Annotated in this window: 32 protein-coding genes and 1 tRNA gene; 25 read left to right on the plus strand and 8 right to left on the minus strand. The window is 70.5% G+C overall.

Annotation, left to right across the window (positions count from 1 at the left end; translation table 11 throughout):
- Window positions 1-122 precede the first annotated feature (122 nt).
- The 4 genes from BMW88_RS12430 to BMW88_RS12445 all read left to right on the plus strand — a co-directional run bounded on the left by BMW88_RS12430 (window position 123) and on the right by BMW88_RS12445 (window position 1735).
- On the plus strand, window positions 123-554 hold the full coding sequence (locus BMW88_RS12430; protein ID WP_089950837.1) for a DUF3052 domain-containing protein: 432 nt from the start codon (window positions 123-125) through the stop codon (window positions 552-554).
- Between the two features lie 84 nt (window positions 555-638).
- Complete coding sequence (locus BMW88_RS12435) at window positions 639-1103, plus strand: peroxiredoxin (protein WP_089950838.1); 465 nt, start codon at window positions 639-641, stop codon at window positions 1101-1103.
- Window positions 1104-1142: 39 nt separating this feature from the next.
- Window positions 1143-1217 (plus strand) — tRNA-Val (locus tag BMW88_RS12440).
- A 167-nt stretch (window positions 1218-1384) separates the two neighbouring features.
- Window positions 1385-1735 (plus strand): histone-like nucleoid-structuring protein Lsr2, encoded by a 351-nt coding sequence (locus BMW88_RS12445; RefSeq protein WP_089950839.1) that lies wholly within the window; start codon window positions 1385-1387, stop codon window positions 1733-1735.
- A 67-nt stretch (window positions 1736-1802) separates the two neighbouring features.
- Here BMW88_RS12445 and BMW88_RS12450 read toward each other — a convergent pair whose 3' ends face one another.
- On the minus strand, window positions 1803-2321 hold the full coding sequence (locus tag BMW88_RS12450; protein WP_089950840.1) for a hypothetical protein: 519 nt from the start codon (window positions 2319-2321) through the stop codon (window positions 1803-1805).
- A gap of 700 nt (window positions 2322-3021) precedes the next feature.
- Here BMW88_RS12450 and BMW88_RS12455 point away from each other — a divergent pair.
- The 11 genes from BMW88_RS12455 to BMW88_RS12505 all read left to right on the plus strand — a co-directional run bounded on the left by BMW88_RS12455 (window position 3022) and on the right by BMW88_RS12505 (window position 9368).
- A complete protein-coding gene (locus BMW88_RS12455) occupies window positions 3022-3390 on the plus strand; it encodes a hypothetical protein (RefSeq protein WP_089950841.1) in 369 nt (122 codons plus the stop codon).
- 16 nt (window positions 3391-3406) lie between these two features.
- Window positions 3407-4600, plus strand: coding sequence for a cytochrome P450 (locus tag BMW88_RS12460; protein WP_089950842.1), 1194 nt, complete (start codon window positions 3407-3409; stop codon window positions 4598-4600).
- Window positions 4601-4874: 274 nt separating this feature from the next.
- Entirely contained in the window at window positions 4875-5168 is a 294-nt protein-coding gene (locus BMW88_RS12465) for a hypothetical protein (protein ID WP_089950843.1), read from the plus strand.
- A 9-nt stretch (window positions 5169-5177) separates the two neighbouring features.
- Window positions 5178-6203: a saccharopine dehydrogenase family protein gene (locus BMW88_RS12470; protein WP_089950844.1), complete on the plus strand. Its 1026-nt coding sequence runs from the start codon at window positions 5178-5180 to the stop codon at window positions 6201-6203.
- Window positions 6204-6383: 180 nt separating this feature from the next.
- Window positions 6384-6941, plus strand: coding sequence for an RNA polymerase sigma factor (locus BMW88_RS12475; protein WP_089950845.1), 558 nt, complete (start codon window positions 6384-6386; stop codon window positions 6939-6941).
- On the plus strand, window positions 6932-7315 hold the full coding sequence (locus BMW88_RS12480; RefSeq protein ID WP_089950846.1) for an anti-sigma factor: 384 nt from the start codon (window positions 6932-6934) through the stop codon (window positions 7313-7315). Before BMW88_RS12475 ends, BMW88_RS12480 begins: the two co-directional genes overlap by 10 nt.
- A gap of 56 nt (window positions 7316-7371) precedes the next feature.
- A complete protein-coding gene (locus BMW88_RS12485; protein ID WP_089950847.1) occupies window positions 7372-7812 on the plus strand; it encodes an Asp23/Gls24 family envelope stress response protein in 441 nt (146 codons plus the stop codon).
- Between the two features lie 11 nt (window positions 7813-7823).
- On the plus strand, window positions 7824-8000 hold the full coding sequence (locus tag BMW88_RS41805; RefSeq protein WP_089950848.1) for a hypothetical protein: 177 nt from the start codon (window positions 7824-7826) through the stop codon (window positions 7998-8000).
- 2 nt (window positions 8001-8002) lie between these two features.
- Window positions 8003-8320 carry an Asp23/Gls24 family envelope stress response protein gene (locus tag BMW88_RS12495; RefSeq protein ID WP_177221071.1) on the plus strand — a complete coding sequence of 106 codons (318 nt, stop codon included), beginning with the start codon at window positions 8003-8005 and terminating at the stop codon, window positions 8318-8320.
- Window positions 8317-8835, plus strand: coding sequence for a DUF6286 domain-containing protein (locus tag BMW88_RS12500; protein ID WP_089950849.1), 519 nt, complete (start codon window positions 8317-8319; stop codon window positions 8833-8835). The genes BMW88_RS12495 and BMW88_RS12500 overlap by 4 nt, the downstream gene beginning before the upstream one ends.
- Window positions 8832-9368 carry a hypothetical protein gene (locus BMW88_RS12505; protein WP_089950850.1) on the plus strand — a complete coding sequence of 179 codons (537 nt, stop codon included), beginning with the start codon at window positions 8832-8834 and terminating at the stop codon, window positions 9366-9368. Before BMW88_RS12500 ends, BMW88_RS12505 begins: the two co-directional genes overlap by 4 nt.
- Before the next feature lie 52 nt (window positions 9369-9420).
- On the opposite strand, the gene lipA is transcribed toward BMW88_RS12505, so the two are convergent.
- From lipA to BMW88_RS12520, 3 genes are all read right to left on the minus strand, one after another.
- Complete coding sequence (gene lipA / locus BMW88_RS12510) at window positions 9421-10422, minus strand: lipoyl synthase (protein WP_089951085.1); 1002 nt, start codon at window positions 10420-10422, stop codon at window positions 9421-9423.
- 93 nt (window positions 10423-10515) lie between these two features.
- A complete protein-coding gene (locus tag BMW88_RS12515; protein ID WP_089950851.1) occupies window positions 10516-11406 on the minus strand; it encodes an oxidoreductase in 891 nt (296 codons plus the stop codon).
- Window positions 11403-11711, minus strand: coding sequence for a hypothetical protein (locus BMW88_RS12520; RefSeq protein WP_089950852.1), 309 nt, complete (start codon window positions 11709-11711; stop codon window positions 11403-11405). The genes BMW88_RS12515 and BMW88_RS12520 overlap by 4 nt, the downstream gene beginning before the upstream one ends.
- Before the next feature lie 89 nt (window positions 11712-11800).
- Here BMW88_RS12520 and BMW88_RS12525 point away from each other — a divergent pair, with 89 nt between their 5' ends.
- From BMW88_RS12525 to BMW88_RS12535, 3 genes are all read left to right on the plus strand, one after another.
- Window positions 11801-12391 carry a TetR/AcrR family transcriptional regulator gene (locus BMW88_RS12525; RefSeq protein ID WP_089950853.1) on the plus strand — a complete coding sequence of 197 codons (591 nt, stop codon included), beginning with the start codon at window positions 11801-11803 and terminating at the stop codon, window positions 12389-12391.
- 66 nt (window positions 12392-12457) lie between these two features.
- Window positions 12458-13138 (plus strand): SDR family NAD(P)-dependent oxidoreductase, encoded by a 681-nt coding sequence (locus BMW88_RS12530; protein WP_143116051.1) that lies wholly within the window; start codon window positions 12458-12460, stop codon window positions 13136-13138.
- Window positions 13139-13386: 248 nt separating this feature from the next.
- The gene (locus tag BMW88_RS12535) at window positions 13387-13992 is read left to right on the plus strand and encodes a response regulator transcription factor (RefSeq protein ID WP_089950855.1); all 606 of its coding nucleotides are present in this window, start codon (window positions 13387-13389) and stop codon (window positions 13990-13992) included.
- Between the two features lie 180 nt (window positions 13993-14172).
- Here BMW88_RS12535 and BMW88_RS12540 read toward each other — a convergent pair whose 3' ends face one another.
- Entirely contained in the window at window positions 14173-15135 is a 963-nt protein-coding gene (locus BMW88_RS12540; protein ID WP_143116052.1) for a sensor histidine kinase, read from the minus strand.
- 520 nt (window positions 15136-15655) lie between these two features.
- On the opposite strand from BMW88_RS12540, the gene BMW88_RS12545 reads away from it, so the two are divergent.
- Genes BMW88_RS12545 through BMW88_RS12555 form a run of 3 tightly spaced genes read left to right on the plus strand, consistent with a single transcriptional unit; the run spans window position 15656 to window position 18477 of the window.
- The gene (locus BMW88_RS12545) at window positions 15656-16471 is read left to right on the plus strand and encodes an AfsR/SARP family transcriptional regulator (protein WP_089950857.1); all 816 of its coding nucleotides are present in this window, start codon (window positions 15656-15658) and stop codon (window positions 16469-16471) included.
- 18 nt (window positions 16472-16489) lie between these two features.
- A complete protein-coding gene (locus tag BMW88_RS12550) occupies window positions 16490-18199 on the plus strand; it encodes an acetolactate synthase large subunit (RefSeq protein ID WP_089950858.1) in 1710 nt (569 codons plus the stop codon).
- Window positions 18199-18477: an ACT domain-containing protein gene (locus BMW88_RS12555; protein ID WP_143116053.1), complete on the plus strand. Its 279-nt coding sequence runs from the start codon at window positions 18199-18201 to the stop codon at window positions 18475-18477. Before BMW88_RS12550 ends, BMW88_RS12555 begins: the two co-directional genes overlap by 1 nt.
- 68 nt (window positions 18478-18545) lie before the next feature.
- Here the strand turns inward: BMW88_RS12555 and BMW88_RS12560 are convergent, their stop codons facing one another.
- Window positions 18546-19028 (minus strand): SRPBCC domain-containing protein, encoded by a 483-nt coding sequence (locus BMW88_RS12560; RefSeq protein ID WP_089950860.1) that lies wholly within the window; start codon window positions 19026-19028, stop codon window positions 18546-18548.
- 165 nt (window positions 19029-19193) lie between these two features.
- Here BMW88_RS12560 and BMW88_RS12565 point away from each other — a divergent pair, with 165 nt between their 5' ends.
- The 3 genes from BMW88_RS12565 (at window position 19194) to BMW88_RS12575 (ending at window position 22692) form a co-directional block, all read left to right on the plus strand.
- Window positions 19194-19619: a nuclear transport factor 2 family protein gene (locus tag BMW88_RS12565; RefSeq protein WP_218148045.1), complete on the plus strand. Its 426-nt coding sequence runs from the start codon at window positions 19194-19196 to the stop codon at window positions 19617-19619.
- 24 nt (window positions 19620-19643) lie between these two features.
- Window positions 19644-20723 (plus strand): acyl-CoA dehydrogenase family protein, encoded by a 1080-nt coding sequence (locus tag BMW88_RS12570; RefSeq protein ID WP_089950862.1) that lies wholly within the window; start codon window positions 19644-19646, stop codon window positions 20721-20723.
- 259 nt (window positions 20724-20982) lie between these two features.
- Window positions 20983-22692 carry an MFS transporter gene (locus BMW88_RS12575; protein ID WP_089950863.1) on the plus strand — a complete coding sequence of 570 codons (1710 nt, stop codon included), beginning with the start codon at window positions 20983-20985 and terminating at the stop codon, window positions 22690-22692.
- A gap of 72 nt (window positions 22693-22764) precedes the next feature.
- Here BMW88_RS12575 and BMW88_RS12580 read toward each other — a convergent pair whose 3' ends face one another.
- Both BMW88_RS12580 and BMW88_RS12585 read right to left on the minus strand, forming a co-directional pair.
- Entirely contained in the window at window positions 22765-23184 is a 420-nt protein-coding gene (locus BMW88_RS12580; RefSeq protein WP_089950864.1) for a hypothetical protein, read from the minus strand.
- Between the two features lie 183 nt (window positions 23185-23367).
- Window positions 23368-24126: a methyltransferase domain-containing protein gene (locus BMW88_RS12585; RefSeq protein ID WP_218148046.1), complete on the minus strand. Its 759-nt coding sequence runs from the start codon at window positions 24124-24126 to the stop codon at window positions 23368-23370.
- Window positions 24127-24237: 111 nt separating this feature from the next.
- Here BMW88_RS12585 and BMW88_RS12590 point away from each other — a divergent pair, with 111 nt between their 5' ends.
- The gene (locus tag BMW88_RS12590) at window positions 24238-25839 is read left to right on the plus strand and encodes an amino acid adenylation domain-containing protein (protein ID WP_143116054.1); all 1602 of its coding nucleotides are present in this window, start codon (window positions 24238-24240) and stop codon (window positions 25837-25839) included.
- Window positions 25840-25877: the final 38 nt, after the last annotated feature.

Below are 25877 nucleotides of genomic sequence, written 5' to 3' on the forward strand. Positions count from 1 at the left end.
ACGGCGTGTCACGTGGTCAACAGTTGCGCCGGAGGTAGCCGACAGTGTTCGCTAGCCCGAGTAACGGACTCTGGCGGCAGTCTTAGGGCTGTCGCTCTTGCGTAGTTGGAGGAGTGAAAACCGTGGTCGCCGCGGAAGACGCCGGCAAGATCGGCGTCGCCGAGAAGCTCGGGATCGAATCGGGCATGGTCGTCCAAGAACTCGGCTGGGACGAGGACGTCGACGACAACCTCCGTGCCGCCGTCGAAGAGCAGATCGGGGGCGACCTCCTCGACGAGGAGGCCGACGAGACGGTGAGCGTGGTCCTGCTGTGGTGGCGGGAGGACGACGGCGACCTGGTGGACGCCCTGCTCGAAGCTACCGGCGTGCTCGCCGAGGACGGCGTGATCTGGGTTCTCACCCCGAAGACCGGCCGCCCCGGCCACGTGGAGCCGAGCGACATCGCCGAGGCCGTGCCGACCGCCGGCCTGTCGCAGACGTCGAACATCAGCGTGGCCGACGACTGGGCGGGCACCCGCCTGGTGTGGCCGAAGTCCACCAAGGCCAAGCGCTGACCCCAGCCGGACCGACATAGGGTTGACCCACGGACGCATCCACCGTCCGTGGTTCGTCTCGTCACACCGGAGGGGTCTGCGCTCATGGCGGTCGAGGTCGGTTCGGAAGCCCCGGACTTCACGCTGCACGACTACAACAAGCAGCCGGTGACGCTGTCGTCGTTCCGGGGCGTGAAGAACGTGCTCCTGGTCTTCTTCCCGTTCGCGTTCAGCGGCACCTGCCGGGGCGAGCTGTGCCGGTTGCGGGACGATCTCGCGACCTACGAGAACGAGAACGTCCAGGTGCTGGGCGTGTCGGTGGACTCACCGTTCGCGCTGAAGGCGTGGGCGGACCAGGAGGGCTTCCGGTTCCCGCTGCTGTCCGACTTCTGGCCGCACGGCGCCGTCGCCCAGACCTACGGCGTGTTCAACGACGCCGCGGGCCTGGCGCTGCGCGGGACGTTCCTGGTCGACGAGTCGGGTGTGGTGCGCTTCACCGAGGTGAACGCTCCCGGTGAGCCCCGCGACCAGGACGGCTGGAAGAAGGCCGTAGCCTCTTTGAGGGCATGATGTAGCTGTGCCTCCTGCGTCTTCCGGGCGCGGGGGTGAGGGCGTGTAGCTCAGCGGAAGAGCACTCGGTTTACACCCGAGCGGTCGCAGGTTCGATCCCTGTCGCGCCCACCAACGTGCGGCTCGTGCACACCACGGCCCGCGAAGAACTCCCGGCGGCCCGTTTTCGCTCCGTCCTTCCGGTGAACCTTCGCGTTTCCGCGGGCCGGCCCTTGCCGATGGCCCTCTCCGTCGATGTGATCTTGCTAAAGTCACCGCCCACACCTCGAAGGAGCGAAGGCATGGCCCAGAAAGTTCTCGTTCAGCTCATCGACGACCTCGACGGCACGGCGGCCGACGATGTCGAAGCCGTCAGCTTCGGTCTGGACGGCGTCTCCTACGAAATCGACCTCAAGCAGGAGAACGCCGCGAAGCTGCGTGACGCGCTGGCGAGTTTCGTCGCCAGTGCCCGCCGCACGAGTGGTCGTGCGAAGAGGGCGGCGAACACGACGCGCACCGTCGTCGCCGAGTCGCGCACCAAGGAGCAGACGAAGGCGATTCGCGAGTGGGCCAAGGTCAACGGCCATGAGCTCTCCGACCGCGGCCGCATTCCCACGAACATCATCGAGGAGTTCGAGAAGGCGCACCGCTGAAGTCGTGCTGCGATTCCGGCCGAGCCCTGGTCGAAGCATTCGGCGTGAGACGGTTCCTGCTTTTGGCTTACGGCGCTATCGTGCGAGTGTTCGCTCCACAAGCCCTGCCTGGGCGTGAACCGTCGCGGCAAGCTCCGCCAGGGCTGTACTTGACGCCCGACCAGTAGATCGGCGTCACGCTCGACAGCCTGACGATGCCTTCGCGTTTCACGCGCACGACAGCGAAATCGCTCGTGTACTGCGTGCCGTCAGCGTGCCTGCCTTGGAGGTGGAGTACGGACACCCGGTTCGATCCGGATTCGCCGGCATCGACCGTGTAGCCCGTCACCGCGGGGAGCACGGCGTCGATCGGGGCTTGGGCGCGGGCGTCCTGGGCGAGGTGCCTGCATAAGGAGGGTTCAGTGGCGATCGAGCGGCAGATGCCGTCGTAGTCACCGGCTTTGGCGAAATTCGCGACGTCTCTGAGCAACGACTCGGCATCTTGCTGTGATACCGCTTCTACCTCACCGGCCGAGTGTTCGAGGGTGTTCCAGGTAATCGCACCTATTGTGGCGAACAGGAGCAGTGTGAATGCCGCCGTTAACATCCTGTTCGATCGACGTGGCCTGTCCCTCATTGAACCCCCTGGACCGAGCGGCGTGACGAGCAGTATCAGTAAACCTCATCAAGTATTCGAGCGTTATAGCTTCTTTCGGCGTAACGCCCTCCGGCGAGGACATCCACCAAAGTGACCTCCTCCGAACTCACCCGCTCGCCCCGGCGGGCCGGTCTCGCCGTGCTGGGCGTTGTCGCCGTTGCAGGCCTGGGGCTCGGAGCGTGGTGGATGACGGGAACGGCACCGCCGGAGCAGCCGGAACGCCGGGTGCCCTCTGCGTCGGGTTCGCCACGCCGGACGCCGATCATCGGTGCGCGACGGATCGAGGCCATGACCCGGTGTCCGACATGGAGATCGTGGTCTCCCGCGTGGGCCTGTGCCTCGACGGCAGAGGACATCCGTGTGCGGGAGGCACCGTCAGGCGACCGGCCACCGCGGCTGTTGCCGAGACCGCCCGGCAGCGGCTGGCGGAAGCCGGGTTCGGCGACGGTTCGGTGGCGTGGGAGAAGAATCCGGCTCCCGCGGGGAGCTTGTCCTACGCCGCCGAGGTGCCCGGCGGTGGCGGTTGCCGGGAGGGCGCTGTGCCGAGGCGTAGGTCTTCGCGGTCTGCTGGTTCTGATCTGGAGCGGGAGCGGGCGGTGCCGTAGTTTGAACGGCTGCCGGGCCCGCCACCTCCGGAGGACGACGACCTGTGAAGCGCAAGCCCAAGGCCGTGGAGCCGGTCAGCACCACGGTCACCCAGGAGCAGGTCAAGCTGCTGGCGCTGGTGGAGCAGGGTGGCGTGCACCGCGGGGCCACGCGGTGGTACGTCGAGCACCGGCCGGCCCAGCGATGGGACGCCGACGACCTGGAGGTCCTGCGGCAGCGCTGCTGGATCACCTGGGAGCACCCCGAGCGGCCCATGCGGCACGGCATGGCGGCGCCGGTCTGGATCACGGCTCAGGGGCGGGCGGCGTTGCGGCACCACCTGCCGGAGTGGGTGTCGGAGCGCAGGGCGGTTGTCGCGGCGCCACCTCGGTTGCCCCGCCGGCAGACGATCAGGGCCCTCGACGCGCTGTAGGAGGCGAGCCTCGACCATGTCGGACCTGCTGATCGGTGGCGGTTTACGTGCACGTGAGCACCATCGGATCGAGGACGACGCACGGGCGGAAGGGCCGCTGCACGGTGTGACGTTGCCCAACGGCGTCGAGATGCAGGTGGTCACGGTCGGGCTGGAGCTCACCCGCAAGCTGCTGGCGGACCGCAGGCTGTCCAAGGACAGCGACGCTCTGCAACGTGAGATCAAGCGTCAGCTCGCGGAGCGCGGTAGTGCGCAGACGGAGCTTGCCGGGTTGTTCGGGCCGAGCATGCTCAACAGCGATGACCCGAAGCACGCCCGGTTGCGCGCGCTCGCGGTGAAGGCGTTCAACGGGCACGCGGTGCAGCGGCTCGCGCCTCGGATCGAGGAGATCACCGCGGACCTCATCGGCGGGTTGCCCGAGGGCCAGGAGGTCGACCTCGTCAAGGCGCTGGCGGTGCCGATGCCGCTGCACGTCATCGGTGAGGTGCTCGGTGTGCCGGAGGACGACCGGGACCGCCTGCGCACGCTGATCGAGGCGATGATGTCCATGGAGCCCGAGGTGTCCCAGCCGGCCAGCGGCGCGTTGGGCGGGTACTTCCACACCCTGCTCACGGGCGACGTGCTGGACAAGGACTCGCTGTTCGGCGCGCTCACGGCCGGTGGCGCCGACCGTCTGACGCACGACGAGTTGATCGCGATGGCGTTCCTCCTCGTCGTAGCGGGCCACGAGACGACGGCGGGGCTCATCGCCAACGTCGTGCACGATGCGTTGGACAACGGGCTGTGGGAGCAGGTTGCCGCCGATCCCGGACTGGTGCCACTGCTCGTCGAGGAGACGCTGCGGCACAACCCGCCGGTTCGCCACGCCACCCACCGCGTGACCACCGAGCCGGTCGAGATCGACGGTGCCGAGGTTCCCGCGAACACGCTGCTGCTGATCAACCTCGGCTCCGCCGGGCGGTGCCCGCGGGCGCACGGGGACGCCGCGCGGTACCGGATCGACCGGTCCGCGACCGGACACGCCGCGTTCGGGCACGGCCCGCACTTCTGCCTCGGCGCGGCGCTGGCGCGGTTGGAGACCGAGACCGTGCTGCGGCGGCTCACGGCCCGGTTCCCGCGCGCTGTCCGCGTGGGCGACGAGCAGCCGGCGGTGACGCACAACGACATCATGGCCAGCCTGCGGGCGTTGCCGGTCGTTCTGCGCCGCTGAGCTGCGCTCGACGGCGTGGAGACCGGCGCAGGGAGTCCACATGAGACTAAAACGGAGGTCCTGCCGCGGGCGTTGACCGGGTGCAGGTGAGAGGGCGCGGGTGGACCAAGGTCGGCGGCCCCGTGCCGCATCCGCGCCACGGCCGACTGGAGCAGCGCTGCCGCCGCACGGCCGGAACTGGGGTACGGGACCGTTCCGCGGGGGATTAGGGGATGCACCCCAATGCGTCTGACCAGGGCTATCCCAATGTCCATTCCAGACGTAACTTTTCCTCATGTCAGTGCGCACGTTCGCCGCCGTGGTCGGTCTCGCGTTCCTGCTCGGCGGGGCCGCGATCCTGCTCGTCGCGCTGGCCGTCGAGGCGCCGAGCGGCACGCTGGTCCCGTGCGGCAACGGGCTGGGCATCGGGGTCGACGAGCCCGCGGTCGCCGCGGTGAGTCCGGCCTATGTGGACATCTGCGCCGACCTGCGGCACCGACGGCTGCTCTGGGGCCTGCCGGTGAGCGGCGTGGGCGTGGTGCTGCTGGTCGCCTCGCTGATCGGTGCCCGCAAGGCTACTCGCCGGTAAGGTCGCGGTATGACGTGGATGGTCTACGGCGCCAACGGCTACACCGGACGTCTCATCGCCGCGCTCGCGGTCGAGCGCGGGCAACGGCCGATCCTCGCCGGCCGCTCGGCCGAGAAGGTCGCCCCGCTCGCCGCCGCCCTGGGGCTCGAACACCGGGCGTTCGACCTGGGACGGGCCAGGGCGAACCTCGAGGACGTCGACGCCGTCGTGCACTGCGCCGGACCGTTCGCGCACACATCCGCGGCGATGGTCGACGCCTGCCTGCAGACCCGCACGCACTACCTCGACATCACCGGCGAGATCGACGTCTTCGAGTCCGTCGGCCTGAGGCACATCGACGCGCGCAAGGCGGGCGTTGTGCTGTTGCCCGGTGCCGGGTTCGACGTCGTACCGACCGACTGCGTCGCCGCGATGCTGAAGGACGCCCTGCCGACCGCCACGCACCTCGACCTCGCGTTCGTCGTCGGAGGAGGAGCCAGCGCGGGTACGACGAAGACGTCCGTCGAAGCCGCCGCCGTGGGTGGGCGGATCCGGGTGAACGGCGAGCTCAAGAGCGTCCGCATCGGGCACCGCAGGCGCACGGCCCACTTCCGGTCCGGGCCGCGTGAGGTCGGCAGCATCCCGTGGGGCGACGTCAGCACCGCCTACCGCTCGACGGGCATCCCGAACATCACGACGTTCACCGCCGTGCCGGGCGTGCTCGGACAGCTCCAGCGGATCTTCGCGCCCGTGCTCAAGACGCCGCTCGTGCAGAAGGTGGCGACAACCGTAGCCGGCCAGGTGAAGGGCCCCGACGAGCGCAAGCGCGCCAACACCCGCGCCGAGGTGTTCGGCGAGGCGTGGGACGCGCAGACCAGGGTCCAGTGCGCGATCACCACGCCGAACGCCTACAGCCTGACCGCCGACTCCGTCCTCAGGGCCATCGGCCGGATCGACGGCGTGGCGCCCGGCGTGCACACGCCGTCCAGCGCGTTCGGCGCCGGGTTCGTGCGCGAGCTGGACGGGGTCGTGGCGGGCGAGATCCGCTTCGGCTGACGCCCTCCGCCTCCCTCGTCGCGTTGTCCTGCCGCCACGCCTGAGCACGCGGACGTCACGCCACCGTCGGGTGAAAACCGGGTGGACGCGCCCACCGCCGGGAAAGCCGGGAACCGCGTGGTGCGCCGCCGTCGGACGCGGTCACCGGGCGACAGGGCGAACGGGCGGGGGTGGGCGCGGATGGGCGTGGCCGAGGCGGTCGCACTCGACGATGCCACGCTGGTGGCGCGGTCCCGCGAGGGCGACGTGCGGGCTTACGAGCACCTGGTCCGGCGTTACCAGGGGCCGATGTACCGGCTGGCGTTGCGCATCGTGGGCGGCTCCGGTGACGCCGAGGACGTCGTGCAGGACGTGTTCCTCACGGCGTGGCGGCGGCTCGGGCAGCTCCACGACGACGGGGCGTTCCTCGGCTGGCTCTACCGGAGCACCACCAACCAGTGCCTGAACGTGCTGCGCAAGCGCAAACCGCACGCCGACACCGATCTCGACGAGCACGAGTCGCCGGCGCCGCGCACCCGCCCCGAACGCGAGGTGGAGATGAACGCGCAGCTCGACGCGTTGCGGGCCGCCCTGCGCGGGCTCACGCCGCAGCAGCGGGCGTGCTGGGTGCTCCGGGAGGTCCACGGCCGGTCCTACGACGAGATCGCCGAGGCGATCGGCACGACCCAGCAGGCGGTGCGCGGCAGGCTCGCGCGGGCACGGGCCCAACTCGCGGAGGCGATGGCGCCGTGGCGGTGACGTCGGGCCACGTCCTGCCGTGCGGGTGTGACGTGGAGCAGGTCTGGGAGGCGATCGGCCTCTCCGGCGGGCACGCGCGGTCGTGCCCGCACTGCGCGGCGGTGCGGGAGAGCCTGCTGGTGCTGCGCGCGGCGACGGCGGAGCTGGCTCGCGACCAGGCCGAGCCGTCGTCCGGCCTGGTCAGCCGCGTGATGTCCGCCGTGCGGGCCGAGGTGCGGCGGTCGGACGTCCTGCCGTCGCCCGGCGACGGGCCGGCCCGGATGAGCATGCGCGCGGTCGCGATGGCCGGGGACGTCGGCGAAGACCCGATGTGCGTGCGGCTGGTGGTGACCGATGTGGACGGACGTTCCCTCGATCACCTGAACGGGACGTGACGATTCCGCCGCGAGCCGGGTCGTTGCGCTGTGGACAGTCCGGGGAAGGGGAAGCGATGAGCGCGCAGACAGCGGAGAAGAACGGTGTCCCCGGCGGGAGCCTGGCGACCGACAAGGGGTCGACGACCATCGCGGACGTCGTGGTGCAGAAGGTCGCGGGCCTCGCCGCACGGGAGATCCGGGGCGTGCACGCGCTCGGTGGTGGTGCGACGCGGGCGTTGAGCGCGTTGCGCGAACGCATCCCCGGCGCCACCGCGAGCGTGGGCCAGGGGGTGTCGGTCGAGGTCGGCGAGAAGCAGGCCGCGGTGGACCTGGAGCTCGTCGTCGAGTACGGCGTGCCGATCGCGGACCTGGCGAGGTCGGTGCGCGGCAACGTGATCAACGCGATCGAGCAGATCACCGGCCTCGAGGTGGTCGAGGTCAACATCAACGTGAACGACGTGCACATCCCGAGCGACTCCGAGGGCGACGAGCCCGGCACCGCTCGCGTGCGGTGAGGGGGAGCGCCATGAGCACCACGGCACTGGGCCTGCTGACCGGGCTGGCGCTCGGCCTGGCCGCCGCGTTCGGGGGCTTCAGCGCGTTCCTGCTCGTGCTCGTCCTCGGCGGTCTCGGCCTGGTGGTGGGCCGGGTCGCGGAGGGCAAGCTGGACCTCGCGCAGCTGCTCGGCAGGGAACGGGACTGACGATGACCGCACCGCTCGTCGCCGCCCAGCCGGGCGTGACCACCGTCGCCGACCGCGCCGTGAGCCGCATCGCCGGACGCGCCGCGCTGGAGGTGCCGGACGTGCTCGCGGCGGCGGTCACCGCGCGGGTGACCGCAGGAGTGGCGGCGCTGGACGTCCGTCTCGACCTGCGGTACCCCGCGCCCGTCGCCCCGGCCGCCGCACGCGTGCGCGCACACCTGGCCGAACGGGTAGCCGTCCTCACCGGGCTCCGAGTGTCCGTTGTGGACGTTTCAATCGGTGTGCTGCGCGCGGAGCCGCGTGCGGGGAGGGTGCGATGACCCGCCGCTCCCGCCGGGCCCTGCCCGCCACGCTCACGGCACTCGTCCTGCTGGCCGTCTCGGTCGTGGTGGCGGTGTCCGCGATCCAGCTCGCACTCGGTGAGACACCGTTGCTGCCGTACGACGTGATCGCGGCCCGGCTGCACGGCACGACGTGGTCGGCTTCCCCGGTGGCCGTGGCCGGCGGTGTCATCGCGGGCACCGGGTTGCTGCTGTTGCTCATCGCGGCGTTGCCCGGCCGTGCCAGGACCACCGCGCTCGACGAGCACACCGCGGTGTCGGTGCGGGGCCTGCGCAACGCACTGCGCTCGGCCGCCCGGGTCGACGGCGTCGAGTCCGCCGCGGTGAAGGTGCGCCCCGGGCGGGTGAAGGCGGTGGTGCGCACTCGGCGTTCGGCCGCGCAGGACATCGGGGACGCCGTCCGCCACGCGCTCGAACGACGCGTCGACGAGTTCGCGCTCGCCCGGCCGCCGCGGGTCGTCGTCCGCGTCAAGACGCTCAGGAGCACGACGTGAACCGCATCCTGCTCGGCCTGCTGGGACTGGTCCTGCTGACCGCGGGCGGCACGGTGATCGCCGCCCACCTCGGGCTCGTGCCCGCGGTCGGCCGCGACGCCGCGCTGGTGCCCGGCACGGCGTTGCCGCCGGCTCCGGTGCTCGTGGCGGTGGCGACCGCGGCGGTGGTGGTCGCGGTGCTGTGCCTGCGCTGGCTCTTCGCCCAGCTACCGCGCCGCGAGGTCGCCACCTGGCGCTGGGCGGACGACGCCGGCACCACCCGCATCACCACCTCGGCGGCCGCCGCGCCGTTCGCCGAGGAGGTGACCGGCTACCCCGGTGTGCGCAAGGTCGAGGCCGCGTTGACCGGGCCGCGCACCCACCCGAGCCTGGCCCTCGTCGTCCGCGTCCACGGCGACGCGGATGTGCGGGGCATCCGTCGCCGCATCGACGACGAGGGCCTGCCCCGCCTGCGGGAAGCACTCGGCACGCCCGGCCTCCTGGCCACCGTGGAGTTCCGCCTGGCCGCTCCCACCGGCGCGGGGGCGCGCTGAAGACGCCGAAGCGGGCCGGCACCCGGTGCCGGCCCGCTTCCGCGTGCGTGGGTCAGCGGGGCGCGAGCAGGCTCGTGATCTCCTGCGACGCCGACACCGTGAGCAGGTGCCGGAGGTTCTCCGGCAGGTCCTCGCCGCGCTTCTGCTTCGCCTCGGCGTACAGGCGGCCGGCGCGGTAGGAGGAGCGGACCAGCGGGCCCGCCATCACGCCGAGGAAGCCGATCTTCTCGGCCATCTCCTTGTGCTCGACGAACTCCTCGGGCTTCACCCAGCGCTCGACCGGGTGGTGCCGCGGCGACGGGCGCAGGTACTGGGTGATGGTGATGATGTCGCAGCCCGCGTCGTGGAGGTCGCTGAGCGCCTCGGTGACCTCTTCCGGCGTCTCGCCCATGCCGAGGATCAGGTTCGACTTGGTGACCAGGCCGAAGTCGCGGGCACGGGTGATGACCTCGAGGGAGCGCTCGTAGCGGAACGCGGGGCGGATCCGCTTGAAGATCCGCGGGACGGTCTCCAGGTTGTGCGCGAGCACCTCGGGACGGGACTCGAAGACCTCGGCGAGCTGCTCCGGCACCGCGTTGAAGTCCGGGATCAGCAGCTCGACGCCGGTGCCGGGGTTCATCTCGTGGATCTGGCGGACGGTCTCCGCGTACAGCCACGCGCCGCCGTCGGGCAGGTCGTCACGGGCGACGCCGGTGACGGTCGAGTAGCGCAGGCCCATCGCCTGGACCGACTCGGCGACCCGGCGGGGCTCGTCGCGGTCGAGGTCGGCGGGCTTGCCCGTGTCGATCTGGCAGAAGTCGCAGCGCCGCGTGCACTGCTCACCGCCGATCAGGAAGGTGGCCTCGCGGTCTTCCCAGCACTCGTAGATGTTGGGACAGCCGGCCTCTTCGCAGACCGTGTGCAGGCCTTCGCGTTTGACCAGACCCTTGAGCTCCCGGTACTCGGGGCCCATCTTCGCCCGCGTCTTGATCCACGAGGGCTTCTTCTCGATCGGCGTCTGGCTGTTGCGGACCTCGAGCCGCAACAGCTTCCGACCCTCAGGTACCACAGTCACCACCTCACCCTACGCTGCGTGCCGGCGTGTCCGGGGTCACGCACGACAGGGTGAGGGCAGGTGCCAGAACCGGGCTCGCGCCGGAACGTTCGTTCACGGGAGGTCCGGGGTGATCCCGGTCAGCTTGACCGTGAGCTCCCAGAGGCGGTTCGCGGCGAGGTCGTCACGGGCGGCGGTGCTCATGCGCGCGACGGCGGGATGGCCGCGCAACCCCCTGAAGCCCTTCGGGCCGTAGTACTGGCCGCCTCGCGCCTCGGGTGACGTCGCCGCGTAGAGCTGCGGCAGCGCGCCCATCTCGACGGACTGCGAGAACAGGTGGCTGACCTTGCCGCCGACGCGCAGGAGCACCGAGTTGTGCGCGCTGGCCATGTTGTTGGTCAGTTCGGTGACCGTCGCGCCGGGATGCGCTGCGATGGACGTCACGTCCGGAGAACGGCGCTCCAGCTCGCGCGCGAAAAGAATGTTGGCCAGCTTGGACTGGCTGTACGCACCGCGGGAGCTGTACGGCCGACGCTCCCAGTTCGGGTCGTCGAAGTCCATGTGGCCGTACTGGTGCATCAGCGACGACACGGTGACAACGCGCGCGCCCGGCCGTTGCCGCAGGGCCGGCAGCAGCAGGAACGTCAGCGCGGCATGGCCCAGGTGGTTGGTGCCGAACTGGCGCTCGAAGCCGTCCGCGGTCCGGCCGTTCGGGACGGCCATGATGCCCGCGTTGTTGACGAGCACGTCGAGCGCTTCGACCTCGGCCGCCGCCGCGCGCACGGAGGCGAGGTCGGCGAGGTCGAGCTCGAGCACCTCGGCGGACCCGCGGACGGTCCGCCGGGCGGCCTCACCCCGCTGCACCGAGCGGCAGCCCATGAGCACATGGGCGCCTTTCGCCGCGAGCACCCTGGCGGTGTGCAGGCCGAGACCGGAGTTCGCGCCCGTCACGAGGACGGTGCGGCCGGTCTGGTCGGGGATGTCGGCTTCGGTCCAACGACTCATGGAGTCATTCCTACCGCCCGGTAACTGTCGAGCGAAAGGTGCGCGTCGAGCACCGCTCGCAGCACCGGCTCCTCGGCGGCCAGTTCCGCGATGACGCGGTCCTCGTCCACCTCGCCCTCCAGTGCGGCGGCCTCCATGCGGGCGGTCAGCTTGTTCTGCCAGCGGTGGTCCAGCGCCAGCAGCAGTTCGTGCAGCGAGGAGAAGACGTCCGGATCCACGATCAGCGGTGCGGACGGGTCGCGGCGAGCGTCGCGCAGCACGGCGTCGAGCGCGTCGCGGCGGCGGTAGTGGTCTGCCCAGCCCATCTCTCGTACCCCCGGTCTCTCGCATACTGTCGGTATGACACGACCATACCACCGGTACGTACCGGCGGTATGTGAGATACGTTTCGTCCGTGCGAACACGGCGGGCCGAGTACTCGGAGTCGACCAGGCAGGCGCTCGTCGACAGCGCCGTCGACCTCTTCACCAAGCGCGGATACGCGGGGACCTCGCTCGACGAGGTCGTCAAACGCGCCCGTGTGACGAAAGGCGCGCTCTACCACCACTTCAGCGGCAAGCAGGCGTTGTTCGAGGCGGCCTTCGCCAGGGTCGAGACCAAGGCGATCGAGTCGCTGACCGCGGTCGTCACCGGCGACGGCGCGCCCTGGGACACCGCGATCGCGGGTCTGCGCGCGTACGTCCGCAAGTGCCTGGAACCCGAGTACCAGCGCATCATCGTCCACGAGGCGCCGGTGGTGATGGGCTGGGAACGCTGGCGGGAGGCCGAGGAGCACTTCAGCTTCGGCCTGCTCCGCACGGCCGTGCAGCTGCTCGTGGACGCCGGCGAGATCGAGGAGGCGCCGGTGGAGATCATGGCCCGGCTGCTGTTCGGAGCACTGTCCGCGGGTGCCAGCACCATCGCGAGCTCGTCCGATCCGAAGCGCACGGGGCGTGAGGTCGAACGTGCGATCCTGCGCGTTCTGGAGGGTTTGCGCAAGAAGTAGTCGAGTTCGGCCCTAGCGGCCCGGCGCAACGTCGATCACCACGCGGACAACGAGGTGGTCAGCATCATGATCGAACCGGTCAACACGCGCCTGGGACTCGACGGCAAGATCGCTCTGGTCACGTCGGGAACGCACGGGCTCGGTCTCGCCATCGCGGCCAAGCTCTGCGACAACGGCGCCCACGTCATCCTCACGACCTCCGACGACGACGTCGACCTGGAGCGCGCGAAGCTCGTGCTGGCGGGCAAGCCCGGCTCGGTGACCGTCACCCAGCTGGACATCCACGACGAGCGCTCGGTGCGCGGCCTGCTCGACCGCGTCAAGCACGAGCGCGGCCAGCTCGACGTGTTCGTGCACCACGCCGAGTCGCCCGACCTCACGCCGCTGCTCGGCATCGTGGAGCCGCTCGCCAAGTCGCTGCAGGACGGCGGCCGGGTGGTCGTCGCCGCCTACACGGCGACCCCGGTGTACGGCGTGATCAGGACGCTCGCGCTGGAACTGGCCTGGTACCGGGTGGCCGTCAACGCCGTCGTCACCACGGTCGTCGACAACGGCCCCATGAACATCGACCCCGGCCTGGTCGACCGGCTCGCGATCAAGAGCCCGTCCGGCCGCGTCACCCTGCCCGAGGACATCGCCAACGCCGTGTCCCTGCTCTGCACCGACGAGGCCGCCTGGATCCAGGGACAGGTGATCACCGTCGACGGTGGGCTCGAACTGCTGGAGCGGTGGGGCGAGCCCCGCTGAACCGCCGCGACGAGGGTGGAATCGCGTGCACCGGTTCCTGCCCGTGCGGTGCCGAAGGCGTTCCCGTCGCCGTTTCGGGCCTGAGCGATGGGTGAGCGAGTGGTGACCCGGGGTTACCCGCCGATTATTGCCTTGAATTGCTCGTAGCGCATTCGGAGTAACGCTTTGGGCAGTCGGCCCCAATGCTTGCCTGCATGGTCACCGAGTGTAAAACTCGAATTGGTGACCTGGGGGCAAGAGGGGGTCGGATGATCAGAGTGCTACTCGCCGAGGACGTGCAAATGGTCCGCGGTGCTTTGGTCGCTTTGTTGAATCTCGAACCGGATATTGAGGTCGTCGCGTCGGTGGCAACGGGTGATGAAATCGTCGCGGCGGTGGCGAAGAACAAACCCGACGTGGCGGTCCTGGACATCGACCTTCCCGGTATGGACGGTCTTTCCGCAGCTACCGTCATCCACGACACCACCCCGGAGACGCGCACCCTCATTCTCACGAGCCTCGGGCGGCCGGGCACCCTGCGCCGCGCGCTGAACGCCCGCGTCAACGGCTTCATCCTCAAGGACGCTCCGGTCAGCGAGCTCGCGGACGCCATCCGCGGCGTCTCGGTCGGGCGCCGGGTGATCGACTCCCAGCTCGCGCTCTCGGCGTGGGACACCGATGAATGTCCTTTGACGCCGCGCGAGCTGGAGGTGTTGCGGCTCGCCTCCGACGGCGCCGACGCCATGGAGATCGCGACGACGTTGTTCCTGTCCGTCGGGACGGTGCGCAACTACCTGACGGCGGCCACGGCCAAGCTCGACGCCCGCAACCGCGTCGACGCCGTCCGGATCGCCCGCAAGTCCGGCTGGTTCTGACCGGCCGGCGCGCCGCACCCGCCCGCCGTTCCTGATCTTCACCCCGGCCTTTGCAACGACTCTTTTGCCGACGAAGTCCAAAGAGTCGTTGCAAAGAGGCAGGTCAGCGCAGTGCGCCAAGATCGTTCAGTGCGTGAACGGCAGCATCGCGGCGCCGGTGCGGTGGCCGCCGAGCCGTGGTCAGGGATGCGGGAGTGCGGCCGGGATGGCGGCGTGGACGTGGAACGAGCCGTCGCCGACGTGGCGGGCGGTGAACGTGCCGCCGGCGGCGCGGACGCGTTCGGCCTGGTTGCGGACGCCGTTGCAGTCCGCGGAGGCGGCGCGGTCGGCGGCGCCGTCGTTGATCACGTCGAGCAGGACCGTGGCGCCGCGCTGCCGCACGCCGATGGTGCAGGTGCTCGCGTCGCTGTGGCGCAGGACGTTGGTGACGGCCTCGCAGAGCACGGCGGACAGGACGGTCTCGACGGTCTCCGGGAGCGGGTCGTGGTCGAGCTCGACGCGGACGTCGATGTTCGAGGCGGCCAGCATCGCCTTGGCCGAGTCGGACGTGTCCGCCAGCGAGAGCGGGCGGTAGGCGCGGGCCAGTGAGCGCACGTCGGCGAGTGCGCTGTGGGTGATGTCGAGGATCTCGATGATGTGCTCGCGCACGAAGTCCCAGTCCCGGTCGGGGCGGTCGGTGACGATCCGGTGCGCGAGCTCGCTCTTGAGCTTGATGGCGCTGAGGCTGTAACCGAGCAGGTCGTGCAGGTCCCTGGCCACGCGGACGCGTTCGGCGGTGACGGCGGCGACCGTGGCGACGGCGGTGTCGGTGGTGTCGGCGACCGGTGGGGCCGGGGGCTCGGCGGGGGTCGCGCGGTGCATGGCGAAGCCGGTGGCCAGGCCCGCGAGCAGCAGGGCGGTGGCGGCGGTGGCCATCATCGGTTCGCCGTGGGCGGTCTGCACGAGGGCGGTCGCCACCACGGTCGTCACGAAGACCGCCCAGCCCGGCACCGGGCGCAGGACGAGCAGGGCGTTGCCGGCGACCAGGCCCGCGACGCCGGTCCAGGAATGGCCGTGGAGGACGAAGGGCAGCGTCAGCAGGACGGCCTGAGCGGCCAGGACCAGGTGGCGGCGAAGGGAGCTCAGCGGTCGGAAATACGACACTTGCAGCAAGACAAGTACCGCTAAATCAATGACCGATACCGCCATTTCGGTGATCTCGCCGACGAGAAGTAACGCGCGGGTCAGGTCGGTCAGGCAGACCGCGGCGAACACCGCCACGATGATCGCGCGGTATCTCGGTGCCGAAGACGTTGCATTCACGTGCCCCCCAAGAGCAACCGCTCCAGAGCAAACGCGGCTCCAGGCGCGCGCCCAGGCCGAATACTAGACAGGAGAGGGCAGTCGAGGGGTACGTCTGCATCGGTTCAGAAGGTGAAGCCTTGATTGATCGGCGAGTCAATGTCACGCCAATGGCCGAGACATTTCAGTCGTTGTCACGGGACGTGTCCGGTCGATTACCGGACGGATCCGTTCGGGTTCGTTCGGATATATGAGTTTTTCACGTCCGGCTCAGTACTTCGCCATCCGAGAGTCATGGCGGCGTACGTGGCGTGCGATAGCCCCGCTCAGGTGAACTTGGTGGCACGACCAAGTCGACCGCCGCTGAGCAGGGGAGGCTCCAATGGAGATCAAGGTTCTCGGACCGCTGGAGGCACGGGAGAACGGCGTCTCGATCGCGCCGAGCGCGGTGAAGCCCAGGCAGGTGCTCTCGCTGCTCGGACTGCAGGCAGGTCACGTCGTCACGGTGCCGACGCTGATCGAAGAGCTCTGGGGGATGACACCGCCACGCAGCGCGCTCACGACGCTGCAGACCTACGTGCTGCAGGTGCGCCGGCGCATCGAGGCGGCGATGCCGGGTGACGGCCCCGGCATCGCGAAGAACGTCCTGGTGACCCGCTACGGCGGCTACATGCTGGACGTTCCGCCGGAGAGCGTCGACGTCCGCAGCTACGAGCGGCTCGCGAGCGCGGGTCAGCGGGCGTTCGAGGTGGGCGACCTCGAGTCCGCGAGCCGGCTGCTGCGCGGTGCGGCCGAGGTCTGGCGCGGGCCGGTCCTGGTGGACGTGCAGATCGGCGTCCGGCTCGGCATGGAGGTCACCCGGTTGCAGGAGAGCCGCCTCGGCGTGCTGGAGACCCGCATCGAGGCCGACCTCCAGCTCGGCAAGCACCAGTCGCTGCTGAGCGAGCTGTCCGTGCTCACCGCGCAGCACCCGATGCACGAAAACCTGTGTGCGCAGTACATGCTCGCGCTCTACCGGGCGGGCCGGCAGTGGAAGTCGCTGGAGGCCTACCAGTCGCTGCGGGACACGCTGATCGAGGAGCTGGGGCTTGAGCCGTCCGAAAGGCTGCGTCAGTTGCAGCGGGCGATCCTGAGCTCCGAGCCGTCGCTCGACAAGCCGTTGTCCCCTCGCCAGCTGGAGCGCCAGCTCGCGGGCTGAACCCGTTCGGGAGCAACCGTGGATACCACCGGTGCAGGTGCGTTGGTCAAGGCGCTCGAGGACGTCGGCTGCGAGGTGATCTTCGGGATGCCCGGCGGGGCGATCCTGCCCGCGTACGACCCGTTGCTCGACTCGGTGAAGATCCGGCACGTGCTGGTGCGCCACGAGCAGGGAGCCGGGCACGCCGCCCAGGGGTACGCGCAGGCGACCGGACGGGTGGGCGTCTGCATGGCGACGTCGGGTCCCGGCGCGACGAACCTGGTGACGCCGCTGGCCGACGCGTACATGGACTCCGTGCCGATCGTCGCGATCACCGGCCAGGTGTCGCGCGGCGTGATCGGCACGGACGCCTTCCAGGAAGCGGACATCCGCAGCATCACCCTGCCGATCACCAAGCACAGCTACCAGGTGCACGACCCGGCCGACATCCCGCGCGTGATCGCCGAGGCCTTCGCGCTCGCGGCGTCGGGACGACCGGGACCGGTGCTGGTGGACCTGCCCAAGGACGTGCTGGCCGCCGCCACGACGTACACGCCGCCGAAGCTCACCACGCCGTCCCGCCCGGTGCTCCCGCCGGTGCAGCTCCGCAACGCCGCGCAGCTCATCGGGAGCTCGAAGCGGCCGGTGTTCTACGTCGGTGGCGGCGTGATCCGCAGCGGTGCGGCGCAGGAGCTGCGGGAACTGGCCGAGCGGACCGGCATCCCGGTCGTCACCACGTTGATGGCGCGCGGGGCGTTCCCCGACTCGCACCGGCTGCACCTGGGGATGCCGGGCATGCACGGCACGGTGCCCGCCGTCGCCGCGCTGCAGCGGGCGGACCTGCTGATCGCGGTGGGGACCCGGTTCGACGACCGGGTCACCGGGTCGCTGCCGGACTTCGCGCCGCACGCCGCCGTCGTCCACGCCGACATCGACCCGGCCGAGATCTCCAAGAACCGCAAGGCGGACGTGGGCATCGTCGGCGACTGCCGCGACGTGCTCGCCGCGTTGTCGGCCGTGGTCACCGGCACCGCCGACCTGACGGAGTGGTGGCACTACCTGGGCGGCCTGCGCGCCACCTACCCACTCGGCTACGACTGGCCCCCCGACGGCGCGCTCGCGCCGCAGTACGTGGTCGAACGGCTCAGCACGCTCGCCGGCCCCGAGGCCATCTACACCGCGGGCGTCGGCCAGCACCAGATGTGGGCGGCGCAGTACGTGAAGTACGAACGCCCCGGCTCGTTCATCAACTCCGGCGGCGCGGGCACGATGGGCTTCGCGGTGCCGGCGGCGATGGGCGCGCAGACGGGCGCGCCGGACCGCACGGTCTGGGCGATCGACGGCGACGGCTGCTTCCAGATGACGAACCAGGAGCTCGCGACCTGCGCCGCCGAGGGCATCCCGATCAAGGTCGCGATCATCAACAACGGCAACCTCGGCATGGTCCGGCAGTGGCAGACCCTGTTCTACGACGGCCGTTACTCCAACACCGGGCTCGGCACGCACCAGCGCCACCCGGACTTCGTGAAGCTCGCGGACGCGCTGGGGTGCGTCGGCCTGCGGTGCACGACGCAGTCCGAAGTGGACGGCACCATCCTGGAGGCGATGGAGGTCCGCGACCGGCCCGTCGTCGTCGACTTCGTGGTGGGACAGGACGCCCAGGTCTGGCCGATGGTCGCCGCGGGCACGGGCAACGACGAGATCATGGCCGCGCGGGGCATCCGGCCCCTGTTCGACGAGGAAGAGTGATGACCAGACATTCGCTTTCCCTGTTGCTGCGCAACGAGCCCGGCGCGCTGGCGCGGATCGTCGTGCTGTTCTCCAGCCGCGGCGTCGACGTCGAGTCGCTCAGCCTCGGGCCGGCCGAGCCGCACGGCGGCCACAGCGCGCTCTCGCGCCTCGACGTGGTCGTGGGGTTGCAGCCCGGCCGCACGGCCGCGCAGCTCGTGAAGCAGCTCGGCCGGATCGTCGACGTCAAGAGCGTCGTCGACCGCACGCACGACGAGGCGCTCGAACTCGGTGCCTGAGACCGATGTGGGAACGGCCGCCCGATCGGGCGGCCGTTCCCTTTCGTGCGCCTGGACCGCAGGAGGTCTCAGGCGGCCTTCGGGACGTGCTTGTCGACGACGCTCGCGTACTTCTCGAGCGTCTCGCCGGGAGAGGGACCGTCGAGCGCCTTGTGGATGCCCTCGGCGATCTCACCGTGGCGGTGCAGATCGGCGTGCGTGAGCGTCACCTTCGTCGTGGTCGGGCCGACGGCGACGAAGTCCACCTTGATGAACGAGGCCTTCTCGTCGTCGAAGATCGGCTGCCAGTAGGGGCCGACCCGCCACGTCATCACGAGCCGGTTCGGCGGGTCCCACTCGGTGATGGTGCCCCAGGCGATCTCCTCGCCGTCGGCGCCGCGCTCGAAGTAGCGCCCGCCGACGAACGGCTCGATCGTGATGGCCTGCCGGTCCTTGACGAACACGTGCGACTCCGGCCACCACTCGATCGGCTTCGACGCGAAGATCGCGAACGCCTGCTCGATCGTCGCCTCGACCGTCACCGACTTGGCGACATCGGGAGTTGAGGCCATGTGGCCCTCCTCGCGAGTTGGGAGATACGGGTGATGTCGCGTCCGACCGTGCCCGGTGCGTCTCAACCCCACCTGGAACCGGGGTCGAACCAGGACGGCTCGACCGGATGTCCAGCGGCCGCACCCATATTCGCGGTAGCGAAACCGGCAGACCGAGGAGTCGTCGTGTCCCCAGTCAATGTTGCGGTCCACATCGAGGTCCAGACGTTCTACGCCCAGCAGATGCGGCTGCTCGACGCGTTGGACGTGGAGGGCTACGCCCAGACGTTCACCGAGGACGGGGTCACCGACCACGCCCACCGCGGTGAGAAGGTGGAAGGTCGCGCCGCCCTGATCGCCGGCGCCAGCGCCGCGCTGCCCCGCTACAAGGGCGTCGCCGTGCGGCATTGGAACGACCACTACCTGATCGAAGAGGTCGACGAGAACACCCTGAACGTCAGCTACGCCTCCCTCGTCACGCGCACGACCGCCGAGGGCGTGGTCAGCTTCGAGCCGACGTTCTCCATCGACGACGTGCTCGTGCGCGTCGACGGCAAGCTCTACACCAAGTCCCGCACGATCCACCGCGACCTGCCCGTCCAGGCTGCGTGACCACGTTCTCCAGGAGGTGACGAGGTGACTGCTCAGAACACCGGACTGGCTGCCGCCGCGGAGAAGGTGAAGCTGATCGCCGCGGAGCACGCCGCGCAGGCCGACGCCACCCGCAAGCTGGCTCCCGAGGTCGTGGAGGCACTGCGCGAAGCCGGGTTCGCACGGCACTTCGTCGCCGCCGGGCGCGGTGGCGCCCAGGGCACGTTCGCCGAGCTGACCGAGGCGGTCCTGCTCGTGGGGCAGGGCTGCTCCGCCGCGGCGTGGTGCGCGTCGCTGTCCGCCTACTCCTCCCGGTTCGCGGCGCTGCTGCCGCGGGAGGGCCACGACGAGATCTGGGCGTCCGGCCCGGACGCGTTCGTCGTGACCGGCCAGCCGCCGATGGGCAAGGGCACCGCCGTGGACGGCGGGCACCGGCTCAGCGGCCGGTGGACCTACGTCAGCGGCGTCGACTTCGCCGACTGGGCGCTGCTGTGCGGGGTGGTCGGCGAGGAGGGCCGCTTCTTCGCCGTGCCGCGCAAGGACTTCACCGTGCTCGAGACCTGGGACAGCGTCGGCATGAAGGCCACCAGCAGCCACTCCGTCGTGGTGGACGACGTCTTCGTGCCCTCCCACCTGTCGTTCTCGCGCACGGATCTCGTCACCGGCACAAGCTGGTCGCCGGTGGAGAGCCACAACGTCCCGTTCCAGGCGGTCGGCGGTCTCACGTTCGCCGCTCCGGCCGTCGGTGCGGCGATGGGAGCGCTCGACGCGTGCGTTTCGGTGCTGTCGGGGAAGAAGCAGGCCGTGACGTCCGCGGTCGACCTGGTCCGCGCGTCGGGCCAGGTCGAGTCGGCGAAGCTGCTCGTCGAGCAGAACGCCAGGGTGCTCGACGACCGCGAGTTCACCCCGGCCGCCATGGCGCGCAACGAGCGCAACGTCGCCTACGCGGCCGAGGTCCTGGTCGACGCGGTCGGTGGCCTGGTGCGGGCCGCCGGCACCAGCGGACTCGCGGAAGGCGGTGCGCTGCAGCGGTTCTGGCGCGACGTGGTGAGCAGCTCGAGCCACGTGGCGCTGCGGTACGAGACCGCGTCGGTGCGCACCTACCCGGCGTCGCTGTACGGCTGACCGCCGCCACCACCCGGCCCTGGCGCCCCTCCCGGCGCCAGGGCCTGCGGCGTGCCCGGAGCCGCTCCGCCACGACCTGACCGCCGCTCAAGCGGAGGGGACCACGCTGGTCACTCGACCGGCAGTGTCGCCACCGAACACCAGGGGTCTTCCGGCCACGCGCCGCTTGACCGGCGTTCCAGTCGTGACGAGTACCCAGGACCCCAGCACCCCACCGGCGTTCGTGCGCAGCGAAACATCTGTGATCTGAGGAGATACAGTGACCTCCACCAATGTCAACCCCGACCTGGAGTCGCCATCGGCGACTGCCACTGCGCAGGCGACCCAGGTCGCCGACGCACCGGCCCCCGACAAGAGGCGGTGGGCCGCCTTCGTCATCATGACCGTCGCCGTCTTCATGGACATGCTCGACGGCAGCATCGTCAACGTCGCGCTGCCGTCCATCCAGCGCGACCTCGGCGCGAGCTTCGGCCAGCTCCAGTGGATCACCGCGGGCTACGTGTTCGCGTTCGCCGTCACGCTGATCACCGGCGGGCGGCTCGGTGACATCTACGGCCGCCGCAAGATGTTCCAGCTCGGCGTGCTCGGCTTCGCCGTGTCGTCGCTGCTGTGCGGCATCGCGATGGACCCGGGCATGCTGGTCGGTGCCCGGCTGCTGCAGGGCCTGTCGGCCGGCCTGATGGTGCCGCAGGTGCTGTCGATCATCCACGTGACCTTCCCGGACAACGAGAAGGGCAAGGTCTTCGCGGTGCACGGCATGGTCGGTGGCGTCGCGGCCACGGTCGCGCCGCTGATCGGTGGCGTGCTGGTCGCCGCGAACATCTTCGGCTGGGACTGGCGGCCGATCTTCCTGATCAACGTGCCCATCGGCATCGTCGGCTACTTCATGGGCTGGAAGTTCATCCCGGAGTCGAAGGCGCCGCACGCGTTGCGGCTGGACATCGTCGGTGCCGTGCTCGCCACCGTCAGCCTCGTGATGCTGCTGTTCCCGCTGACCTTCGGCCGCGAGCTGCACTGGCCCGTGTGGACGATCGCGTCGATGGTGCTGTCGGTCGGCGGTTTCGCCGTGTTCATCGCCTACGAGCGCGCCAAGCAGCGCCGCGACGGCGCTCCGCTGGTGCCGCTCAACCTGTTCAAGGCGCGCAGCTTCTCCTCGGCGCTCGGCCTGATGCTGGTGACGTTCTCCTTCACCGGCATGTTCATGCTGGCGCTGTACCTGTTCATGCAGGAGGGCCTCGGCTTCTCGCCGCTGCGCAACGGTGTGACGCTGCTGGCGTTCTGCATCGGCGCGTTCCTCACGGCGTCGGCGTCGGTCATCGCGCTGGTGCCGAAGTTCGGCCGGGCGGTGCTGCAGGGCGGCGCGGTCGTGATCGCGCTCGGAATCGGCCTGTTCCTGCTGGTCAACAGCGGTGAGGTGGGTAGCTGGGGCATGGTGCCGGCGCTGTTCGTCATCGGTCTGGGCTTCGGTGCGCTGGCCACGCCGATCTCGATGTTCGCGCTCGCTGACGTCCCCCACAAGGACGCGGGCGCCGCGTCGGGTCTCGTCAGCACCCAGCAGCAGCTCGGTTTCACGCTCGGCATCGCGGTCGTGTCGCTGGCGTTCTTCGCGCCGTTGAGCTCGTCCGCCGCCAACAGCGCGGAAGAGCTCACCCCGCAGCTCCGCCAGGAGCTGGTCGTGGCGGGCGTGGCGGCCGAGCGCGCCGACCAGATCGCCGGGTCGTTCAAGGCGTGCACCGTCGAACGCCTGGGTGGCGCGGCCGAGCCGGGCACCTCGGAGAGCTGTGTCGCGGTGGCGCAGGACGCGCAGGCCAAGCCGGTCGTGGAGAAGTTCGCCGCGAAGGCCGCCGGCAACACGCACTCCGGTGCGTTCGACATCACCCTGTGGGTCGGACTCGGCATGGTCGTGCTGGCGTTCCTGCTCGCCGGGGCGCTGCCGAGGAGGCTGGCCGCTCCGCAGGGCGCTGCCTGAACCCTCTGAGCCGAGAACGCCCCAGGCGGGTTTCCGCCTGGGGCGTTCGGCTTTCCGGGATCCGCACGGGAGCTAGAGGCGCTTGGCTTCGGCCTCCACCTGGACCGGACCGAGCAGCGGCGTGCCGTCGGGCCGGTAGATGTAGGCGATCGCCTTGGTGGTGAAGCGGGTGCGGGTGACCTTGCCGAGGTGGCTCGCGTTGATCGACCCGTTGACCTCGGGGTGGGTGATCCAGAAGCTGAACGTGCCGCGGCCGGTCTGGGTCCAGATGCCGTCGCCCTCCAGCGGTGGCACACCCGGCTTGGTCATGCAGTGCAGCTGGTGGTCGGGGGTGAAGTCGCAGATCTGTGGAGCCTGCTGCGGCGGCTCGCCGGTGTGGATGGTCACCAGCACGTCCCACCTGCCGACGAGGCTGACCTCCGCGGTGGCGTCGGCCGGACCGGCGGCGGCGAGGGGGAACGCGAGCAGGCACGCGGCCAGCGCGGTGCGCACGCGACGGGATTTTCGGGGCACAGACACGGAAAACGCCTCCAGCTTGGTTGACGGGGTGCGCCGAGTCTGCGTCGGGTACCTCAAACATCGGTGCAGAGCCGGTGGTGGCGGCCGCGGCGGGCCGACGCCGAAGTGGCCACCCGCGACGAGGCGGGTGGCCACTTCGGTTCCGGGTGCTCCCGGCTACGCGGTCTTGACCCCGGCCGCCACCAGCAGCGGGCCGTGCACGAAGGTGCGGTCCCGCTCGGAGCGCTCGCGCTGCTCGGCGAGCCAGCCGTCGGCCTGCTCCCGGCTCACCGCGCCGGCGTCCACGCCCGCTTTGGCGATGCTCTCCAGCACGTGCACGCAGTCGGAGTACTTGGTGTAGACGCAGGTGAACGCCTCCGCCTCGACGTCGGTGAAACCGTTGTCCAGCAGCAGGCCGCGCAGCTTCCGCCCGCTCCACGGGTTGCTGATCGTGTCGGCGAACGCCCGCAGCAAGGTCCGCGTCAGGTCCTTGTCGTCGGAGTCGACGCACCAGCCGTCGGCGTCGATGTCGATCAGCACGATCCGCCCGCCGGTCTTGAGCACCCGGCGCGCCTCGGTGATCGCCACCTGCGAGTCGGCGAGGTGCTGGTACACCCGCTCGGCGCGGTAGCCGTCCGCGGAGGCGTCGGCCAGCGGCAGCCGCTCCGCCCCGGCGACCCCGTAGTCGCAGTCGGGGAAGCGCTCGCGGGCCACGTTGATCATGCCCTCGCTCGGGTCGACCCCCATGACCTCGGCGCCGCGCTTGGCGAGCTCCGCGACCGAGATGCCCGCTCCGCAACCGACGTCGACGACCCGGTGACCGGGCCGCACGCCGAGCAGGTCGTAGGACCGCTCGCGCAGCGCGGGAATCGGGGCCATGTTCTCGGCGTGCTCGATGAACGCCACGAGCTTGGCCGCGCCCGCGCTCGAGTCCACATCGGAAAAATGGCCGAGTTCGGCTGTCTGTTCTGACGAGGTGCTCAACGGCCCCCTCCTTACGTGAAGACACTTCTCATCCACGGTCAGGGTCCCGGCCGGGACTCGGAGGTGCCTGGAACCACCCTGGACGCCGGTCTCGACCTGACGTCGAGCCCGGTGCCCGATCCTGGAGCCGACGAGGAGGCTGGGATGACGACTACAGCGGTGACGACGACGTCGGTGACGGGAGCGTTCCGCGACCAGGTGGCGCGGACACCCGGCGCGGTCGCGGTGTCGGCGGGGCGGGACGCGGTCACCTACGCGGAGCTCGACCGCTGGTCGGACGCGCTCGCGTGGCGGCTGGCCGCGGCCGGTGTGCGGCCGGGCGACCGGGTGGCCGTCTGCCTGGAACGCTCACCGGAGCTGGTGGTGGCGCTGCTCGGCGTGCTCAAGGCCGGGGCGGCCTACGTGCCGGTCGACCCCGCCGACCCCGGCGTGCGGAAGGCGCTGGTGCTGGCGGACTCGGCCGCCGGCGCCGCACTGTCCACACCGGACCACGCGGAGGTCTTCGCCGACGTCGTGGCGCTGGAGGTGCCGCTGCGCCCGGACGGGACCACGGCGCCGTTCGACGCGCCCGTCACACCGGACGACCTCGCGTACCTGATGTACACCTCGGGGTCCACGGGCAAGCCCAAGTCCGTGATGGTGCGGCACCGCAACATCACGAACCTGGTGACCGAGCCGAACTTCGTGGAGATCCGCGCCGAGGACCGGATCCTGCAGCTCGCGCCCGTCGCCTTCGACGCCGCGACGTTCGAGGTCTGGGGCGCGCTGCTCAACGGCGCCCGGCTGGTGCTGGCGCCACCCGGCGTGGTGCACGCCGAGGAGCTGGCGGACCTGTTGCGGGACAACGGCATCACCACGATGTGGCTGACCGCGGCGCTCTTCCACCGGCAGATCGACGTGGACGTCGAGGCGTTCCGCGGCCTGCGCACCGTCCTGGCCGGCGGTGACGTGCTGTCCGTGCCGCACGTGCGGCGGCTGCGCGACGCCTTCCCCGGCCTGCGGATCGTCAACGGCTACGGGCCGACCGAGACCACCACTTTCGCGCTGTGCCACGGCATCGCGCCCGACGAGGAGCTGAGCGGCACGGTGCCGATCGGCAGGCCGCTGCAGAACGTGGACGTCAGGGTGGTCGACGCCGCGGGAGATCCGGTCGCCCCCGGCACGCCGGGGGAGCTGCTGATCGGCGGTGCCGGCGTGGGCCTCGGCTACTGGCGGCGGCCCGAGCTCACCGAGCGGGCGTTCGTCGAGCGGACCTTCGACGGGGTGACCGGCCGGTACTACCGCAGCGGGGACCGGGTGGTCCGCCGGCCGGACGGGGTGGTCGAGTTCCTCGGCCGGATGGACGACCAGTTCAAGCTGCGCGGCTTCCGGATCGAGCCGGGCGAGGTCGAGAACGTGCTGGCCGAGCACCCGCAGGTGCGTGCAGCGGCCGTGGGCGTACGGGAGCACCACGACGGCGACCGGCGGCTGGTGGCGTGGATCGTGAGCGCGGGGGAGGACTTCGACCGGCGGGCACTACGCGCCCACCTGCGTGCGCACCTGCCCGAGCACATGGTGCCCGCCGGGTTCGTCTCCGTGGCGGAGCTGCCGATCACCGGCAACGGCAAGGTGGACCGCAAGGCGCTGCCCGACCCGGACTGGTCGTCGCGGTCGCTGTACGTGTGAGGGCGTGGAACGCGCGAGTGGGGCTTCCCGGCCGGGAA

This window comes from Lentzea xinjiangensis, from assembly GCF_900110955.1.
Classification (GTDB): domain Bacteria; phylum Actinomycetota; class Actinomycetes; order Mycobacteriales; family Pseudonocardiaceae; genus Lentzea; species Lentzea xinjiangensis.

Bases quoted from the DNA above. Each gene is read 5' to 3' on its own strand.
- BMW88_RS12445 (WP_089950839.1), top strand. From the start codon at position 1,385: ATGGCCCAGAAAGTTCTCGTTCAGCTCATCGACGACCTCGACGGCACG.
- BMW88_RS12450 (WP_089950840.1), bottom strand. From the start codon at position 2,321: ATGTTAACGGCGGCATTCACACTGCTCCTGTTCGCCACAATAGGTGCG.
- BMW88_RS12470 (WP_089950844.1), top strand. From the start codon at position 5,178: ATGACGTGGATGGTCTACGGCGCCAACGGCTACACCGGACGTCTCATC.
- BMW88_RS12435 (WP_089950838.1), top strand. From the start codon at position 639: ATGGCGGTCGAGGTCGGTTCGGAAGCCCCGGACTTCACGCTGCACGAC.
- BMW88_RS12545 (WP_089950857.1), top strand. From the start codon at position 15,656: ATGGAGATCAAGGTTCTCGGACCGCTGGAGGCACGGGAGAACGGCGTC.
- BMW88_RS12465 (WP_089950843.1), top strand. From the start codon at position 4,875: ATGTCAGTGCGCACGTTCGCCGCCGTGGTCGGTCTCGCGTTCCTGCTC.
- BMW88_RS12460 (WP_089950842.1), top strand. From the start codon at position 3,407: ATGTCGGACCTGCTGATCGGTGGCGGTTTACGTGCACGTGAGCACCAT.
- BMW88_RS12500 (WP_089950849.1), top strand. From the start codon at position 8,317: ATGACCCGCCGCTCCCGCCGGGCCCTGCCCGCCACGCTCACGGCACTC.
- BMW88_RS12485 (WP_089950847.1), top strand. From the start codon at position 7,372: ATGAGCGCGCAGACAGCGGAGAAGAACGGTGTCCCCGGCGGGAGCCTG.
- BMW88_RS12560 (WP_089950860.1), bottom strand. From the start codon at position 19,028: ATGGCCTCAACTCCCGATGTCGCCAAGTCGGTGACGGTCGAGGCGACG.
- BMW88_RS12495 (WP_177221071.1), top strand. From the start codon at position 8,003: ATGACCGCACCGCTCGTCGCCGCCCAGCCGGGCGTGACCACCGTCGCC.
- BMW88_RS12535 (WP_089950855.1), top strand. From the start codon at position 13,387: ATGATCAGAGTGCTACTCGCCGAGGACGTGCAAATGGTCCGCGGTGCT.
- BMW88_RS12475 (WP_089950845.1), top strand. From the start codon at position 6,384: ATGGGCGTGGCCGAGGCGGTCGCACTCGACGATGCCACGCTGGTGGCG.
- BMW88_RS12520 (WP_089950852.1), bottom strand. From the start codon at position 11,711: ATGGGCTGGGCAGACCACTACCGCCGCCGCGACGCGCTCGACGCCGTG.
- BMW88_RS12515 (WP_089950851.1), bottom strand. From the start codon at position 11,406: ATGAGTCGTTGGACCGAAGCCGACATCCCCGACCAGACCGGCCGCACC.
- BMW88_RS12555 (WP_143116053.1), top strand. From the start codon at position 18,199: ATGACCAGACATTCGCTTTCCCTGTTGCTGCGCAACGAGCCCGGCGCG.
- BMW88_RS12530 (WP_143116051.1), top strand. From the start codon at position 12,458: ATGATCGAACCGGTCAACACGCGCCTGGGACTCGACGGCAAGATCGCT.
- BMW88_RS41805 (WP_089950848.1), top strand. From the start codon at position 7,824: ATGAGCACCACGGCACTGGGCCTGCTGACCGGGCTGGCGCTCGGCCTG.